Annotated in this window: 13 protein-coding genes; 1 reads left to right on the top strand and 12 read right to left on the bottom strand. The window is 70.2% G+C overall.

The annotated features are described in order from the left end of the window. Window positions 1-18: 18 nt before the first annotated feature. The 3 genes from J421_RS06005 to J421_RS32615 all read right to left on the bottom strand — a co-directional run bounded on the left by J421_RS06005 (window position 19) and on the right by J421_RS32615 (window position 2629). Entirely contained in the window at window positions 19-1221 is a 1203-nt protein-coding gene (locus J421_RS06005) for a hypothetical protein (protein WP_025410265.1), read from the bottom strand. An 81-nt stretch (window positions 1222-1302) separates the two neighbouring features. Further along, complete coding sequence (locus tag J421_RS06000; RefSeq protein WP_025410264.1) at window positions 1303-1836, bottom strand: class I SAM-dependent methyltransferase; 534 nt, start codon at window positions 1834-1836, stop codon at window positions 1303-1305. A gap of 169 nt (window positions 1837-2005) precedes the next feature. After that, window positions 2006-2629: a TetR/AcrR family transcriptional regulator gene (locus tag J421_RS32615; RefSeq protein WP_025410263.1), complete on the bottom strand. Its 624-nt coding sequence runs from the start codon at window positions 2627-2629 to the stop codon at window positions 2006-2008. Between the two features lie 127 nt (window positions 2630-2756). On the opposite strand from J421_RS32615, the gene J421_RS05990 reads away from it, so the two are divergent. Next, entirely contained in the window at window positions 2757-4388 is a 1632-nt protein-coding gene (locus J421_RS05990; RefSeq protein WP_025410262.1) for a DHA2 family efflux MFS transporter permease subunit, read from the top strand. Between the two features lie 167 nt (window positions 4389-4555). Here J421_RS05990 and J421_RS05985 read toward each other — a convergent pair whose 3' ends face one another. The 9 genes from J421_RS05985 to J421_RS05945 form a co-directional block, all read right to left on the bottom strand. Next, window positions 4556-5710 (bottom strand): glycoside hydrolase family 88 protein, encoded by a 1155-nt coding sequence (locus J421_RS05985; RefSeq protein WP_025410261.1) that lies wholly within the window; start codon window positions 5708-5710, stop codon window positions 4556-4558. 86 nt (window positions 5711-5796) lie between these two features. Then, a complete protein-coding gene (locus J421_RS05980) occupies window positions 5797-7041 on the bottom strand; it encodes an alginate lyase family protein (protein ID WP_025410260.1) in 1245 nt (414 codons plus the stop codon). Window positions 7042-7139: 98 nt separating this feature from the next. Further along, window positions 7140-8177, bottom strand: a complete 1038-nt coding sequence (gene uxuA / locus J421_RS05975; protein WP_025410259.1) for a mannonate dehydratase — start codon at window positions 8175-8177, stop codon at window positions 7140-7142. A 148-nt stretch (window positions 8178-8325) separates the two neighbouring features. Next, on the bottom strand, window positions 8326-9684 hold the full coding sequence (locus J421_RS05970) for an MFS transporter (protein WP_025410258.1): 1359 nt from the start codon (window positions 9682-9684) through the stop codon (window positions 8326-8328). Next, a complete protein-coding gene (locus J421_RS05965) occupies window positions 9681-10028 on the bottom strand; it encodes a cupin domain-containing protein (RefSeq protein WP_025410257.1) in 348 nt (115 codons plus the stop codon). Before J421_RS05965 ends, J421_RS05970 begins: the two co-directional genes overlap by 4 nt. Continuing rightward, the gene (locus J421_RS05960; protein ID WP_025410256.1) at window positions 10025-10783 is read right to left on the bottom strand and encodes an SDR family NAD(P)-dependent oxidoreductase; all 759 of its coding nucleotides are present in this window, start codon (window positions 10781-10783) and stop codon (window positions 10025-10027) included. The genes J421_RS05965 and J421_RS05960 overlap by 4 nt, the downstream gene beginning before the upstream one ends. A gap of 43 nt (window positions 10784-10826) precedes the next feature. After that, window positions 10827-13019: a heparinase II/III domain-containing protein gene (locus J421_RS05955; protein WP_104022315.1), complete on the bottom strand. Its 2193-nt coding sequence runs from the start codon at window positions 13017-13019 to the stop codon at window positions 10827-10829. 116 nt (window positions 13020-13135) lie between these two features. Continuing rightward, window positions 13136-14368, bottom strand: a complete 1233-nt coding sequence (locus tag J421_RS05950) for an alginate lyase family protein (RefSeq protein WP_025410254.1) — start codon at window positions 14366-14368, stop codon at window positions 13136-13138. A 100-nt stretch (window positions 14369-14468) separates the two neighbouring features. Continuing rightward, on the bottom strand, window positions 14469-16085 hold the full coding sequence (locus J421_RS05945) for a RagB/SusD family nutrient uptake outer membrane protein (protein WP_025410253.1): 1617 nt from the start codon (window positions 16083-16085) through the stop codon (window positions 14469-14471). Window positions 16086-16087: the final 2 nt, after the last annotated feature.

The raw sequence follows: 16087 nt of genomic DNA, 5'->3' as shown, positions 1-16087 counted from the left end.
CGCGACGACCGACGACCGTCACGCGAGCCGCAGCTGCCACCCCGTGCGCGGCACGTCGGCCTGCGTCGCCTGACAGAGCGCGTCCCACACGGTGACGCAGTGACACGGCAGGAACCGGCTGCCGCAGGACATCACGCTGTCGTTCGCCCGCCCGAACGGCGGCACCGGTACGTTCGCCTGGCCGCACAGCTGCACGAACGCCTGCTGGTTGCGCTCGATCGCATCCGACTTCGCGGCCTCCTTCGCGGAGACGCTCATGTCGTCGAGGCGGATCATCGGCTCGACGCCGTGCCCCATGCGCCCCAGGCCGACGAGCTCCGCGGCGGAGCTGGAGCAGAGCGCGTTGTACTCGTCGGGGAGGCCGAGCATGTGCCCGAACTCGTGCACGATGGTCGCCTGGCTCATCTTCGGGTCGGCCAGCGCGCCGACGCTCGCGTACTTGTCGACGTCCTTCTCGTTGAACGCGACGATGACGCCCATCAGCGCGGCGACGCCGGTCGGCGCCTTCGACTTCGAGTGGAGCGACCAGTCGCACTTGAGGCCGAACCGCTCGAGCGTGTCGCGCACGCGTTCGGCGTTCTTCTTCGCGTCGTCCGAGCCGAAGCCCGTGACGTCCACGCGCACGTTCTTCGCCTTCGCGCCGAACGCGGTGATCGCGTTCTCGGCCAGCCGCTTGAGGATCTCCAGCGACGTCATCGTGAACTGCGCCCCCTGACCGGGGCCGGTGCTCGGCACGCCGCCGGGGATGATGGTCGGCACCTTGAGGTCGCGCTTGACGCTGTTGCGCTGCATGTCCGCGTTCGCGGTGAGGCTCGTCGCCTCCATGCCGAACTTCGCGGTGCCGTCGGGCCGGACGGCGGTGTTCGACGCGCCGCGCGTCGGCATGCACTTGATCCGGAAGTGCGGATGCCCGGCGTCCTCGGTGAACGCGAAGACGGGGGTCACGCTCACGTTGTCCCACCCCGGCACTGTGCACGCGATCGCGAACTGGCCGTTCCAGAAATCCGCCACGCGCTGGCTGAACTCGGACTTGAAGGAGGTCTTCGCGCCGGCCGCCCAGGTGTAGTTCGCCGTGTCGATGAACTCGAGCGCGTACCGCACCGTCGTCGTCAACCGTCCGGTCGCCGGATTGAAGTCGAGGTCGAACGCGCCGAGCCCGGTCGGCGGGTGGTGATCGCGGAGCTGGAAGCGCTTCTGCATGAACTGGAGAGGCGCGGGCATGGTCGTGACCTCCGAGACAGGCACGTGTGGAGCGGTGGCGCATTCGTGAGCGCCCCATTTAGTCACCGCGCCGCGGCCGCGTCAACCGCCCTCGCGCGGCACCGGCTCGGCCCACGCGGCGTACATCGAGCCGCCGTACGCCGAGCGTCGGGCGCCGACGCGCACGGGAGCCGTCAGCGCGCCCGACACGAGCTCCCCGAGGCGCTCCATCCCCACCGGATACGGCACCCACCGGCTCGGCGCGCGCCCCTCGTACTCCACGACGACGAGCCGACCGTTAGGCGCGAGGGCGGCGGCGACGCGCGCGAGCAGCGCGCGCTGGTCGCGCACGAAGTGCAGCGCGTTCGCGAGCAGGATCCCGTCGAGCGGCGGCAGTGCGAGCGCGCGCCACGCCTCCTCGTCGGCGAAGTCGGCGACGTGCGTGGAGATTCCGGGCACGCGGAGCGCGGCCATCGCGCCCGCGTCGCGATCGACCGCGTGCACGGTCGTGCCGGGGCCGAGCAGTCGCACGAGCGCGCGGGTGAACGTGCCGCCGCCGGCGCCGAGGTCCGCCCACGTGCCGCCCGGCATGTGAATCGCCGGGGCGATGAGCGCGACCGCGTCGTGGACGTTCACGTAGGCGATGTAAGGGCCGAGGTGTGTAACGACCACTGGGGATCCGACGGCGATGGAAAGGATCTTCGGGTAGGCAGAAGGCGGTCGGCTCGAGACGCCTTTCCCGATCGACGGAGGAGATCGCGTCGATCGCCGTCGGATCCCCATGGCCGTGCTCTCGCCTTGTCCCTCAGATCGCCTCGTACGAGCCGAGGTACCCCACGATCGCCCGTTTCAGCTCGCGCATCATGGTCGACGCGGGCGGGCTGGCGACGCGCTCGGTGCGCGTGAGCACGCCGTCGACCACGGCGAGCATCGTTGCGGCGCGCGCGGCGCGGGCCGCGGGCGACGCCTCGGGGGTGCGCGCGCGCACGATGCGCTCGGCCGTCTGCAGCAGGAGTGCCTCGAGCTCGGGATGGCGCCGCGCGCCGCGGCCGGGGCGGCGCAGCACGTGGAGCACGTCGGGGTGCCGCTCGATGTACGTGAGCAGCGGATCGAGGAAGCCGTCCACCGCGACGTCGAGCGGCAGCGCGGCCCAGTCGACCGGCGCGGCGCTCAGCGCCTCGAGCTCGCCGCGCAGCGTGCGCGCGTGCCGGTCGGCGAGCGCGCCGAGCACGGCCTCGAGGTCGGGGAAGAAGTGGTACATGGACCCGATCGCCGTGCGGGCGCGCCGCGCGACGCCGTGCACGGTGAGGCCGGCGACGCCGCGCTCGGCCACGATCGTGGCGGCGGCATCGAGGATGGCGTCGACGCGGCGCTGACCGCGCTCCTGGAGCGGCGGCCGCGCGGGCCGTTGGCGGGGAACGGGAGTCACGTTGACAACTAGAATACAACGTCTAGTTTCAGGATCGCAACTAGACGATTCCGTCTAGTTCGAGATCCGCGTCCCATGGCCCCGATCCATCCCAGCATCATCACCCGCGGGCTCGCGGCGGCGCCGCGTGGCTGAGGCGGTCCGCGTTCAGGAGCTGCCGGCGGAGGAAGACGTCACCGCGGTCGTCGCGCCCATCGCGGCGGCGCCGCACGCCCGCCGCGGCGAGGAGCACAAGTACCTCATCGCGTTCGCCGTCGTGCTCGCGGCGCTCATGCAGGTCATCGACAGCTCCATCGTGAACGTCGCGCTCCCCGACATGATGGGGAACCTCGGCGCCTCGCTCGACGAGATCGCGTGGGTGTCGACGGGCTACATCCTGGCGAGCGTGATCGTCATCCCGCTCACCGGCTTCCTCGGCGACCTGCTCGGGCGCAAGCGCTACTTCGTCGGGTCGATCGTCACGTTCACGATCGCGAGCTTCCTGTGCGGCGCGTCGGGCTCGTTGGGCGCGCTCATCTTCTGGCGCATCGTGCAGGGGATCGGCGGCGGCGCGCTCATGACGGTGTCGCAGGCCGTGCTGTTCGAGGCGTTCCCGCCCGAGGAAGCGGGGATGGCGATGGCGCTGTTCGGCCTCGGCGTCATGGTGGGCCCGACGATCGGCCCCACGCTCGGTGGCTGGCTCACCGACAACTACGGCTGGCCGTGGATCTTCTACATCAACATTCCGGTCGGCGCGCTCGCCGCGATCATGATCGCGACGTACGTGCACGACCCGGCGCACCAGCAGCGGCCGAAAGCGATCGACTACATCGGCATCGCGCTCCTCATCGCGAGCGTCGGCTCGCTGCAGTACGTGCTGGAGCACGGCGAGCGGGAGGACTGGTTCGCGTCGCGGCTCATCACGTCGCTCGCCGTGATCGGCGTGGTCGGCGGCGCGGCGCTGCTGTGGCGCGAGCTCACGACCGACCATCCGGCGATCGACTTCCGCGTGCTCCGGCACCGCCAGATGTGGGTCGGCACGGTGCTCGGCGTGGTGATGGGGATCGGGCTCTACGCGATGGCGTTCACGCTGCCGGTCTTCCTGCAGGGGAACCTGCGCATGACGGCGGAGCAGACGGGGATCGTGCTGCTCCCCGGCGCGCTCGCGACCGCGCTGTCGATGGCGATCGTGGGACGCCTCACGAACCGCGTCGACCCGCGCATCCTCATCACGGCGGGGGCGCTCATCTTCGCGCTCGCGGCGTGGAAGCTCTCGAAGATCACCGGCGAGAGCGGCGCGCACGACTTCTTCTGGCCGCTCATCCTCCGCGGCGTGGGGCTCGGCCTCATGTTCGTGCCGCTGACGACGATCACGCTGGCCGAGCTGTCGCCGCAGGAGCTGCCACAGGGCGCGGGGCTCTACAACTTCTTCCGCCAGCTCGGCGGCTCGTTCGGCATCGCGGGCATCTCGACGCTCGTCATCCGCTTCACCGCCCAGAACCGCGCCACGCTCGCCGAGCACGTGTCGCTCTACGATCCCGCGACGGCCGCGCGGGTGGAGATGCTGACGCGTGGCATGATGGCCCGCGGCGCCGATCTCTGGACGGCGCAGAAGCGCGCCCTGGCCCTGCTCGACCGCCAGGTCACGGGCCAGGCGAGCGTGATCGCGTACGGCGAGATCTACGTCCTGAGCGCGCTCATCATCCTCGTGCTCATTCCGCTGCTGCTGCTCGTGCGGCAGACGCGGGGCGCCGGCGGCGGGCACGCGATCATGGAGTGAGTCGCGGCCTGCACGACTCCACGTACGAGTTTCCATAGGACTGAAGAAGGACTGAAGGAGGACTGAAGAAGGACCAACACTTCTTGTTGGTGTTCTCCTTCTTCAGTCCTCCTTCAGTCCTTCTTCAGTCCAACGCACACTCGTACGTGGAGGCCAGAGCGGCGCGATCATCGCCCGCCCGTGCGCGATCGCTCGTACCTGACGAGCGCCTCGAGGAAGTAGTAGTCCGCGTAGATCATCCCCACGTCCACCTCGCTCTTCCCCGGCTTCGACCCCACCGAGTGCGCGAGGATCGCCGCGTTCCCCGTCCCCGCGGTGAGGTAGCGCGTGGCGAGCGAGCCTAACGTCTTCTCGGCCGCCGCGCGGTAGCGGGGCTCGTGCGCGAGGTCGGCGAGCTCGAACAGCGCCGAGCACGCGACCGCCGCGGCGGAGGCGTCGCGCTCCTCGTTCGGCAGCCCCGGCGCGCGGAAGTCCCAGTACGGCACGTAGTCGTCGGGCAGCCGCGCGAGGTACCAGTCCGCGACCCGGCGCGCGGTGGCGAGGAACTCGGGCTTCCTCGTCGCGCGGTACGAGGCGGTGAAGCCGTAGATCGCCCACGCCTGGCCGCGCGCCCACGCCGACGTGTCGGCGTCGCCCTGCCACGTCACGCGGCCGAGGAACTTCCCCGTCCGCGGATCGAACAGCGTGACGTGCGCGGTGCTGGCGTCGTCGCGCACGTGCGCGCGCATCGACGTCTCGGCGTGGCGCGTCGCGATGTCCGCCCAGCGCGGATCGCCGCCCGGCTGCTTCCCGGCCCAGAACAGCATCTCCAGGTTCATCAGGTTGTCGATGATGACCGGATAGCGGCCGGGCCACGCGCTGCGCGGGTCGCTCGGGTTGTCGACGTCCCAGCTCTTGATCGCGCCGACGGTGGGATTGAACCGCGTCGTGACGTTGCGCGTGCCCTCGAGGATGACGTCGCGGTAGTGCGGGTTGCCGGTGAGGCGGTAGCCGTTGCCGAAGCTCGGGAAGAGCAGGAAGCCGATGTCGTGCGTGTTGGTGCGGGTCTTCGCCGACTCCACGCCGGCCGTCCACCGCTCGGCCCGCGCGCGGAACGCCGGATCACCGGAGAGCTCGTACGCGTACCAGAGCGCGCCCGGAAAGAACCCGCTCGTCCACTGCGTCACCGGCATCTGCACCCACGCCCCGTCGCGGCCGACCGTGTGGCGTGGGAACCCCTTGCTCATGTCGAGCGAGTCCGCCGCCGCCGCGAGCTTCGTCTCCGCGTACCGGATCGCCCGCGACGCCACCGAGTCGAGCGCGGTGGACGACGCGATCGGCACGGGGACCGATGCTGCGTTAGGCGCGTGATGGCAGGCAGCACCGAGGATCGTCACGCAGCACGCAGCCACGCATCCACGCAGCCGCCTCACGGCACATCGGGATACAGGAGCCTCGACCGGTCCGTCTCCACCACGTCCTTCGGCAGCTTGCCGATCGCCGCGGCGATGACCGGGTCGCCGAACACCTGCACGGCGCGGCGCAGCGGGAGCAGGAACTCGCTCGGATCCACCGGGGTGACGTCGGCCTTCGGCATCTTCACCGCCGTGTCCGCGAACTGCGCGACCCACCGCGTCGACTGCAGCAGCGACGCGCCGCTCGGCGCCTGCCACCGCCACAGGTCCACGCCCACGTGGCGCCCCGCTTCCGCCAGCCGCTCGAACGGCTCGAGGTTGAACAGCGTGTAGTGCAGCGGCCGCGTGCGCGCGCTCTCCTGCGGGTGCTCGCCGCTCGGCAGCACCTGCTCGGCGAAGCGCTGCGCGGCGCTCTTCGCGATCGTGCGCTGCGCGAGCGCCGTGTCGCCCACGAACAGCGCGACCGCGGTGAGCTGCGCGTCGTACCACGTGCCGTGGTTGTTCTTCGCGTCGCGCTCGTCGGTGCCGTTCTTGCTCGTCTGCAGCCACTGCAGGAACTCGCGGCTCCACGCCACCATGCCGCGCTGGTCCTGCTCCGTCCACGAGTTCGTCGTCGTCTCGATCAGACCGATCGCGTCGAGCACGCGCGGCAGGTCGTGCGTGTCGATGATGCCGATGCCGCGTCCCTCCACGATGCCCGGGATGCCCTGCGCGTAGTTCAGGTTCGGGTTCATCCGCGTGCGCCGGTCGAGGAACCACGTGCGCAGCAGCACGGCGGCGCGGTCGGCGTATCCGGCGTTGCCGGTGAACCACGACGCGAGGGCGAGCGTCTCCACCGCGTCGACCATCTTGCCGAACGCGTCGTGATCGGTGTCCGCGCGGCTCTCCGGGTTCACGAGGCCGTCGCGCTGCACGTACGGCAGGCCGTTCGGCTTCGTCGAGTCGGGCCACCAGTACGGCGCGAGGCTCACGTAGTCGTGCTTGTCGCCGCTCGGCGCCGTGCGCTTCTTGTCCATCACCGACCACGGGCCGGCACGCAGCAGCCCGCGCGCCTGCAGCTCGAGCGCATTGTACGCCGCCTTGAGCCGCTTGTCGCCGTTCCGCGCCCGCGATCGCGCGTCGACGAGGTTCTCGCCGCGCAGCAGGAACACCCGCGGGTCGTCGCTGTCGCGCAGCCGCGGCGCGAGCCCGACGAACTGCGCGCGCGCCGCCGCGGGAAGCGCCGGCACGGCCGCCGCGCCGAGCAGCAGCAGCGCCACGGCGAATCGAACCGCGGAGGACGCAGAGAGCGCAGAGGACTGCACTTCTCGCGCGATCCGGGTTTGCTCTGCGTTCCTCTGCGTCCTCTGCGGTTCACTCATTGTTGTAGCCCTTCCCATAGGCCCTGGAGGTACATCGCGCCGAGCGCGCGGTCGTGGAGTCCGTACCCCGGACGCCCCACTTCGCCCCAGATCATGCGGCCGTGGTCGGGACGCATCGGGCCCGTGTAGCCGGTCTCGCGCAGCGCCTGCAGCACGCCGCGCATGTCCACCGAGCCGAACTCGGTGGGGTGCGGGCTCTCGTGGAACTGGCGCGTCCCCGTCACGAGCACGTTGCGGCAGTGCATGAAGTTGATCTTCCCTCGGCTGCCTAACGATCGCACCATCGTCGGCAGGTCGTTCGCCGGGTCGGCGCCGAGCGATCCGGTGCAGAACGTGACGCCGTTCGCCGGCGAGTCGACGATCGACACGAGGCGGTCGAGCGCCGCCGCGTTCTTCACGATGCGCGGCAGGCCGAAGATCGACCACGGTGGATCGTCGGGATGGATCGCCATCTTCACGTTCGACTCCGCCGCCACCGGCACCACGCGCTCCAGGAAGTACGCGAGGTGCTCCCACAGCCGCTCGGCGTCCACGCGCTTGTACGCGTCGAGCAGCGCCGCGAGCTGCTCGGCGGAGTACGCGGTGGCCCAGCCCGGGAGGTCGCCGGTGCCGCGGCTCAGATCGATGCGCGACAGCTCGGCGTCGTCGTACGACAGGCACGTCGAGCCGTCGGGGAGGCGCATCGCGAGGTCGGTGCGCGTCCAGTCGAAGATCGGCATGAAGTTGTAGCACAGCACGGGGACGCCGATCTCGCCCATGTGCCGCACGCTCGCGCAGTAGTTGTCGATCAGCCGGTCGCGCGTCGGCCGCCCGAGCTTGATGTCTTCGTGCACCGGGATGCTCTCCACGACGGCGAGCCGCATCCCCGCGGCGTCGATCGTGTCGGCGAGATGCGCGAGCGACTCCGCCGGCCACGTCTCCCCCACCGGCACGTCGTACAGCGCGCTCACGATCCCGCGCACCCCCGGGATCTGCCGCACGTAGTCGAGTCGGACGGGGTCGGTGGGGCCGTACCACCGGAAGGTCATCTGCATGCGAGCGATCCTGGTGCGGTGTGGTGTGGCATCCCGGGACTCCTGACCGGAGATGACTCCCGGTGGGTGTGGACGCGCGATCCGCGTCCAAAGCTAGAGGAGGGCCGTTCCTCGCGGAGCCCAGAACCGGCGCGCCGCGCCGAGACCGTCAGATCGCGTGTTCCCGCACCCGCTCGATCCGCCGCATGATGAGAAGAAACAGCACCGCCGCCAGCGGCGCCATCGCCCCGACCATCACGTACACCGGCCCGTACGAGAACCGATCCACCACCCAGCCGACGAGCAGCGTGAAGAGCATGCTCGCGATCCCCGCCGCCGTGCCGCCGATGCCGAACACGGAGCCGACGTCCTGCTTCGGGAACGTGTCCGACGGGATCGTGTGGATGTTCACGATCCAGCTCTGGAACGCGAACGCCACGAGGCTGATCCCGGCGATCGCCATCGCGTCGGTGTGCGTGTAGAGGATCGTCACCACGCCTAACGGGATCAGCAGCGCGCTCGGGAGCAGCACCGCCTTCCGCGCCGCGTCCACGCTCCACCCGCGGCGGATCAGCAGGCTCGACGCCGCGCCCCCCGACAGGTTGCCGACGTCGGCGAACAGGAACGGGATCCATGCCAGGAGCCCGATCTGCGCCAGCCCGAACCCGCGCTCCGACTTCAGGTAGTTCGGCAGCCACGAGATCAGGAACCACCAGATCGGGTCGGTGAAGAAGCGCGCCGCGATGACCGCCCACACCTGCCGGTGGCGGAACAGCGACAGCCACGGCCGCCGCGCGCCCGTCGGCGCGTCGCCGCTCTCCACCTGGCCGGCGGCGATGTACGCGCGCTCCTGCGCCGACAGCCGCGGGTGCTCGCTCGGCGTGCGGAAGAAGAAGAACCACAGCGTCATCAGCACGAGCGACAGCGACCCGCCGATGAAGAACGCGTAGCGCCACCCGTAGTGCAGCGCGACGTACGCGATCACCGGCGGCGCCACCACGGCGCCGATCGTCGAGCCGCCGTTGAAGATCGACATCGCGAACGCGCGCTCGCGGATCGGGAACCACTCCGCCACCGCCTTCGCCGCGCCCGGCCAGTTCCCGGCCTCGCCGATGCCGAGCACGAAGCGGAACGCCGAGAGCTGCGCCACGTTCCGCGCCGCCGCGTGCAGCATCGACGCGACCGTCCACACGCTGACGAACAGCAGGAACCCCGCGCGCGTGCCGATCCGGTCGAGCACCTTGCCCGAGAGCGCCTGCGAGATCGTGTAGCCGAGGAGGAACGTCGTCACGACGCGCGAGTACGACGCGTTCGACATCCCGAACTGCTCGCGGATGGTCGGCGCGAGCACGCTCAGCGTCTGCCGATCGATGTAGTTGATGATGGTCACCAGGCAGATCATGCCGATGATCCACCATCGCAGGCCGCGAATCGGGACTCGGGACTCGGGACTCGGGACTCGGGGGGGGAGCAGTTCCCGAGTCCCGAGTCCCGAGTCCCGAGTCCCGACTCGATCCCGCTTACTCATGCGAGGAAGTCCGCGCGCGCCGGCGTGAACACGTCCACGAGCGTCCCCGCCTCGAGCGCGCGCACGCCGTGCGGCACGTCCGCCCGCGCGAAGAAGCAGTCGCCCGCGCCCAACGTCTCGGACTCGTCGCCCACCGTCACCTCGAACGCGCCGGCGGCGACGTACGTCACCTGCCGGTGCGGGTGATGGTGCACCGCGCCGATCGCGCCGGCCTCGAACTCCACGCGCACCATCATGAGATCCGGCCCGTAGCCGAGGATCTGCCGCTGCACGCCCGGCGCCATCTGCTGCCACGCCGTCTCCGCGCTCCGCACGAAGGCGCCCGTCTCCGTGGTCCGCGTCATACGAAGTACAGCCCGCCGTTGATCTCGACCGACTCGCCGCTGAGGTACGCCGACATGTCGGAGGCGAGGAACAGCACCGCGTTCGCGACGTCCTCCGGCGTGCCCTGCCGGCCGACGAGCGTCTTCGCCGCCGTCGCCTCGCGCGCCGCCTGCGGCGTGTGCAGGTCGTGGAACGTCGTGTCGATCATCCCCGGCGATACGCAGTTGACGCGGATCTTCTTCGGCGCGAGCTCCTTCGCGAGGCCGCGCGTCATCGTCAGCACGGCGCCCTTCGACGACGAGTACGCGAGCGCGCCGCCGCCGCCGCCGTCGCGCGCCGCGAGCGACGCCATGTTCACGATCGCGCCGCCCTCGCGCATGTGCGGCACCACGGCCTGCGTCACGAGGAACGTGCTCTTCGTGTTCAGCGCGAACACCGCGTCCCAGAACGCGCCGGTCATGTCCTCGAGCTTCGTGCGCTTCACGATGCCGCCGGCGTTGTTCACGAGGATGTCGATGCGGCCGCCGAACGCCGCCGTCGTCTCCTCGACGAGCCGGCGCACGTCCGCCTCCTTCGTGACGTCCGCCTGCACCGCCACGGCCTTGCCGCCCGCCGCCGTCACCTCGGCCACGAGCGCCGTCGCGCGGTCGCCGCTCGCCTGGTAGTTCACCACCACCGACGCGCCGCTCTTCGCCAGCGCCCGCACGACCGCCGCGCCGATGTCGCGCGCGCCGCCGGTCACGATCGCCACCTTGCCGCTCAGATCCGCGTTCATCTCGAGTTCCGTTGGTCTGCTTTGAAGTTCACGCGATTCGCTCTCACCGCTGCACGCCCTGCACCGCGTAGTTGCCGGTCCAGCTGTACGTCTGCCCGCCGAACGTGAGCGCGTGCCGCGCCGTCGCCGACGCCGGCCCGTTCGTGACCATCACCGTCCACCGCAGCCCGTTCTTCCCCGCCACTTCCACCACGCTCCCCTCGGCCGAGCTGCCGAGCACGCGAACGGACTCGATCGTGCCGCGCGCGTTCGTCGAGCGCTCTTCCAGCTCGCTGAAGTAGCCGTGCGGCTCGATCACCGACGCGAACAGCATGTCGCTCGCCCGGCGGCGCACGATCATCAGCGGCTCGACGATGAGGTTGAAGTTCGGGTCGCTCGCGCCCGTGCGCGCGAAGATCACGTCCGTGCCCGGCGCGCCCGCGGTGGTGATCGAGTAGTAGCGGTTGCCGTCCAGCCACGTCATGCGCACCGTGCTGTCCGTGCGCGCCGACGCCTCGTTCCACAGGTGCTCGTAGCCGAACTTCGCGCCGAGCGGCTCCAGCGACGCGGCGCGCGCGTACGTCGTGTTCGTCGCGATGAGCTGCCCGCGGAAGTGTAGCGGGTAGTCGTAGCTGTGCGGCGCGGCGCTCGTCAGGCGGAAGAGGTCCACCACGACCGGGTACGGCAGCCGCGCGTCGCGCACGAGCAGCATCGTGCGCTGCTCGGCCACGCCGGCGTAGTGCTTGTCGGTGCGCGCGCTCATCGCCTGCACGGCGGGGTTCGACGCGTCGAAGAAGTGGCGCTCCGGCCACACCGCTTCGTCCTTGTCCTCGTTCGCGTCGTTCTGCGTGCGCTGGTCGACCGTGACGGTGTTGTGCGCGATCGTCTGCATCGCGTACGTGTCGTTCTCCGGCAGGTACCGGCCGCCGAGCTTCGGCTCGATGTTGATCCACCGCGCGAAGCCGTAGTCCGGCACCACCTCGCGCCCGTCGTCGAAGAACGTGAAGTGCAGCTTGTCGAAGTGCCCGTGCCCCTGCCCGTGCACGCCGTACTTCATGAGCAGCATGGTTGCGTGCTGCCCTGCGCCGCTGCGCAGGATCCCGAGACCGCCGCGCTTCCCGTCCGGTCCGTCGGTGAACTCCACCGATCCGAAGCTCATCTTCGGCGTCGCGGTGCGCGCGGCGAGGTCGCGTGCCACCTTCAGCCCCGCGCCGTTCAGGATCACGTCGTTCTGGATCGCCGCCGCGCCGAGCAGGTTGGCGTTGGGCCCGTACCGGTCGTACGCGAGGTCCACCGCGAGCACGACCTCGGGCGATGCGATCGACATCGTGCGCGACGCGTCGTTGATCGGCGCGAACACGCCGTTCGGGTACGCCGTCTGGACCGCGGAGTAGAGCCCCTTCTTCAGGATGCTGTCGCGGTACGCGTACAGCCGCGCCGACGGCTGCCGCCGCTGCACCGCCTCGGCGAAGTAGTAGAACGGCATGAGCGCGTACCGGATGTAGTACGGCCCCTCCATGTAGTAGCCGTCGGGCGAGAACAGCAGGTCGAGCTGCCGCACGAAGCCGCCGCTCCCGTCGCGCGTCGTCCCCTTCAGCGCGTCGTTCACGTACGTCGTGTCGCCGATCACGAGGCCGAGCATCCCGACCGACGCCGTCGCCCACGTGCCGTGGTTGTGGATGCGGTCGAACTCGTGCGGGTGCTCGCGCGACAGCCAGCTCGCCATCGGCCGGAACACGTTCGTCTCGAACCGCGCGCGCTCCGCCGGCGACAGGAAGTCGTACACGCAGTCGTACGCGATCGTCGTCGCGACGAGCCAGTTCGCCTCGTTCAGCGCCTGGTGGAACAGCTTCCCCGCGCTCTGGTTCTTGTTCAGCGGGTGCGCGCCGAGCGTCGGGTACAGCACCGCGTACTTCTCGAGCATGTCGCGCACGAAGCGCGCATAGCGGACGTCGCCCGTGATCTGGTAGAGCAGACCGGCCGTCTGCATCTCCCGGTAGTTCTGCTTGTGCCGCTCGTGCTCGTAGCCCCCCGCCTCGCCCGGCGGCGGCACGTCGATCGGCTTCGCGAACGCCGAATCCATCGTCGCCCGCGCCTCGCGCAGCGACCGGTCGAGCAGCGGGTACTTCCCCTCCGCCGCGCGGATGGCCGCGGCTTCCTGCTTCGTGATGAAGATGCTCGGGTGCGGCTGCGCGCCGGCCAAGGAGGCCGCACCACAGAGGACGCCGAGCAGCGCGAGACGACGTACGAACTTCATTGAGATGACACCAAGGAAGGGTTTCCTCTGCGTCCTCTGCGTCCTCTGCGGTTCATGCTCGTGAACGGCATCGACCGCAGAGGACGCAGAGGACGCAGAGGACTACTCTGCGGTTCTCAGCGGCCGTCCTTGCGCACGGTGTTGCTCGCGTCGGGCCAGAGCAGCGCGCTGCGGTCGGTCTTCACGAGATCCGCCGGGAGCGCGCGGATCGTCGCAGCGTACACCGGCGCGCCGAGCATCGCGTTCGCGCGGCGGAACGAGACGAGCAGGAGGTCCTGGTCCACGTCGTCGATCTGCTGTCCCGGCCACGACTTCGGGTCCGGCGCGTACTGCGCGAGACGGTCGATCGCGCGCTTCAGGCTCCCGCCCTCCGGCGCCTGGTAGCGCCACAGGTCCGTGCCTAACGACCGGCCGACCGTCGCGAGCCGCGACAGCGCCTCCACGTTGAAGCCGCTGTAGTGGAAGCTCCGCGTCCGCTCCAGCTCCGTCGGCTGCTCGCCCTGCGGCGTGATCTGCCAGCCGATGCGCGGCTTGGCCTCCGTCACGAGCTGCCGCGCGATCGCGCTGTCGGCAGCGTCGCCCACGAACAGCGCGAGCGACGCGACCTGCGCGGCGTACCACGAGCCGTGGTTGTTCTTCGCCGCGTGCTCGTGCTTCCCGTTCGGGCTCGTCCACAGCCACGTCACGTACTGCCGCATCCAGTCGCGCATCCCGCGCGCGTCCGCGGCGCTCCAGCTCTTGGAGCCGTCGAGCAGCCGCGCCGCGTCGGTCGCCTCCACGAACCAGCGCGTGTCGATGATGCCGCTGCCGCGCTCCTCCGGGTTCCCGCGCACCGCCTGCGCGTAGCGGAGGTGCGGCGTCATGCGCGTTGCCGGGTCGAGGAACCACGCGCGGAGCTGCCGCGCCGCGCCGGCGGCGTACGTCTCGTCGCCGGTGAAGTACCACGCGAGCGCGAGCGTCATCGCGTTGCCGCCCATCTGCGCCACGCGCGGCTGGTCGAGATCGCGCTTGCTCTCCGGGTTCGTCTCCCCGTCGCGTCGGATGTACGGCAGCCCGTCCGGCTTGCTCGGATCGGGCCACCAGTACGGCGACAGCGAGTAGTAGTCGTGCACGTCGCCGCTCGGCGGCAGCAGCGTGTGCTTGTCGGTGACGACCGCCGGCTTCGCGGCGAGCGCCTTCGCCGCGTCGGCGAGCAGCTTGTCGTACGCCGGCCGCAGCACCGCGTCGCCGGCCTGCACGCGCGCCTTCGCCGTCGCGAGCGAGGCCGGGTCGTACGTGACCTGCGCGTGCGCCCGCCGCCCGACCAGCGCCGCGGAGCAGACGGCGAGAAGCGTGAGAGTGGTCTTCATGCTGTGTGGAGTCGCACGCGGAGACGCGGAGGACGCGGAGACCCGCCGGAACATCGTGCAGTTCTCCGCGCGCTCCGCGCCTCCGCGTGAGACGGGAAGGTCACTTGCAGATCCCGTCCGCCCATCCGGGGTTCTGCGTGAGCGCCGAGTTCAGCTCGCACGCCCGCGCCGGGATCGGGTACAGCTGCCACTTGTCGTCGACGGTGAGCGACGTGCTCGTGGCGGGCTTCTCCACGGAGCTCGTGAACGGCGACTTGTTCAGCGTCGACGCCTGGCGGAGGTTCGCCTCCACGCGGCCCTTCGCGAACGCCCAGTCGCGGCGCATGTCGAACACGCCGTGGAACTCCAGCGCCAGCTCGTAGCGCCGCTCCACGTACAGCGAGTCCTTGAACGCCTGCTTCGAGAGACCGGCCGTGAGGTTCGGCACCTTCGCGCGGGCGCGCACCTGGTTCACGTAGCCGTACGCCTCGGCGTTCGGCCCGCTCACCTCGTTCGCCGCCTCGGCCGCCGAGAGCAGCACGTCCGCGTAGCGCAGCACCACGTAGTCCGGCGCCTCCGCGCCGCCCGACGGCGCGCCGAGGTCCACGTACTTGCGCGGCGTCGGGCCCGTGGAGCCGTAGTTCGCCGCCGTCGTGATGTTCGTCGTCGCGTAGGACCACGTCACCGTCTGACCGTTCGGCTTCGTGAAGCTCGTCATCCACGTGCCGGCCTTGCGGATGTCGGCCGCGTTGTACGAGTCGTAGAACGGCCGCTCCGCCTGGAACTGGTTCTGCACGCTCGAGTAGAGCGCCGGCGTCGTCACCGGCACGAACCACTGCGTCAGCCGCCCGCCGTAGCCGCTCACGCGCACGTTCTGGATCGACCAGATGATCTCCGACGAGCGCTCGTTGCTGCCGTCGAACAGGCTCGCGTAGTTCGGGTCCAGCGTGTAGCCCATCGTCTGGACCTGCTTGAACGTGTCGAGCGCCTTCTGGTAGTTCGCCGTGATGCCGAACTGCCCCGCGCTCTGCAGGTACGCCTTGCCGAGCAGCGTGAGCGCGGCACCCTTCGTCGCGCGGCCGAAGTCCGACGCCGGCCAGCTCGCCGGCAGCGCCGCCGCCGCCTCGGTGAGGTCCTTCGCGATCTGCGCGTACGTCTCCGCCACCGTGGCGCGCGCGAGCACGTCGCCGTCGATGCCGACCGTCTCCGTGAGCTTCAGCGGCACGCCGCCGAACAGCCCCGCGAGCCAGTAGTAGTGCAGCGCGCGCAGGAACTTCGCCTCGCCGACGATCTGCGCCTTGCGCGTCTCGTCCATCGTGATCGCCGGCACGTGGTCGATCACCGAGTTCGCGCGGTTGATCCCCGAGTACGCCGCCTGCCACACGCCCTCGAGGTACGGGTGCGTCGACGTGAACTGCGGGTGGAAGTTGCCGATCATCGAGCGCTCGTTCGAGGCGCTGAGGCGGCTCGTCGTCACCTCGGTCGGATACTCCGTGAGCATCACGAAGTTGCGGCCGACGTACGAGTCGTTGCCCGCGTCCGGCACCGTGACGAACGTCGCGTAGGCGGCGTTCACCGCGGCGATCGCGTCGCCGGCGTTCTGGTAGAAGTTCACCGGCGACACGAAGTCGACCGGCTTCTCGGTGAGGAAGTCGTCCTTGCACGCCACCGCGCTCACCGCGAGGACGGCAGTCGCGACGGCCTTCGCGGCCGTCGAAATCTTGATGCGCGTGTACATCG

It is taken from the genome of Gemmatirosa kalamazoonensis, assembly GCF_000522985.1.
Lineage (GTDB): Bacteria > Gemmatimonadota > Gemmatimonadetes > Gemmatimonadales > Gemmatimonadaceae > Gemmatirosa > Gemmatirosa kalamazoonensis.
Note: the sequence above shows the minus strand (reverse complement) of the source record. Positions and strands in the feature narration are given on the sequence as shown.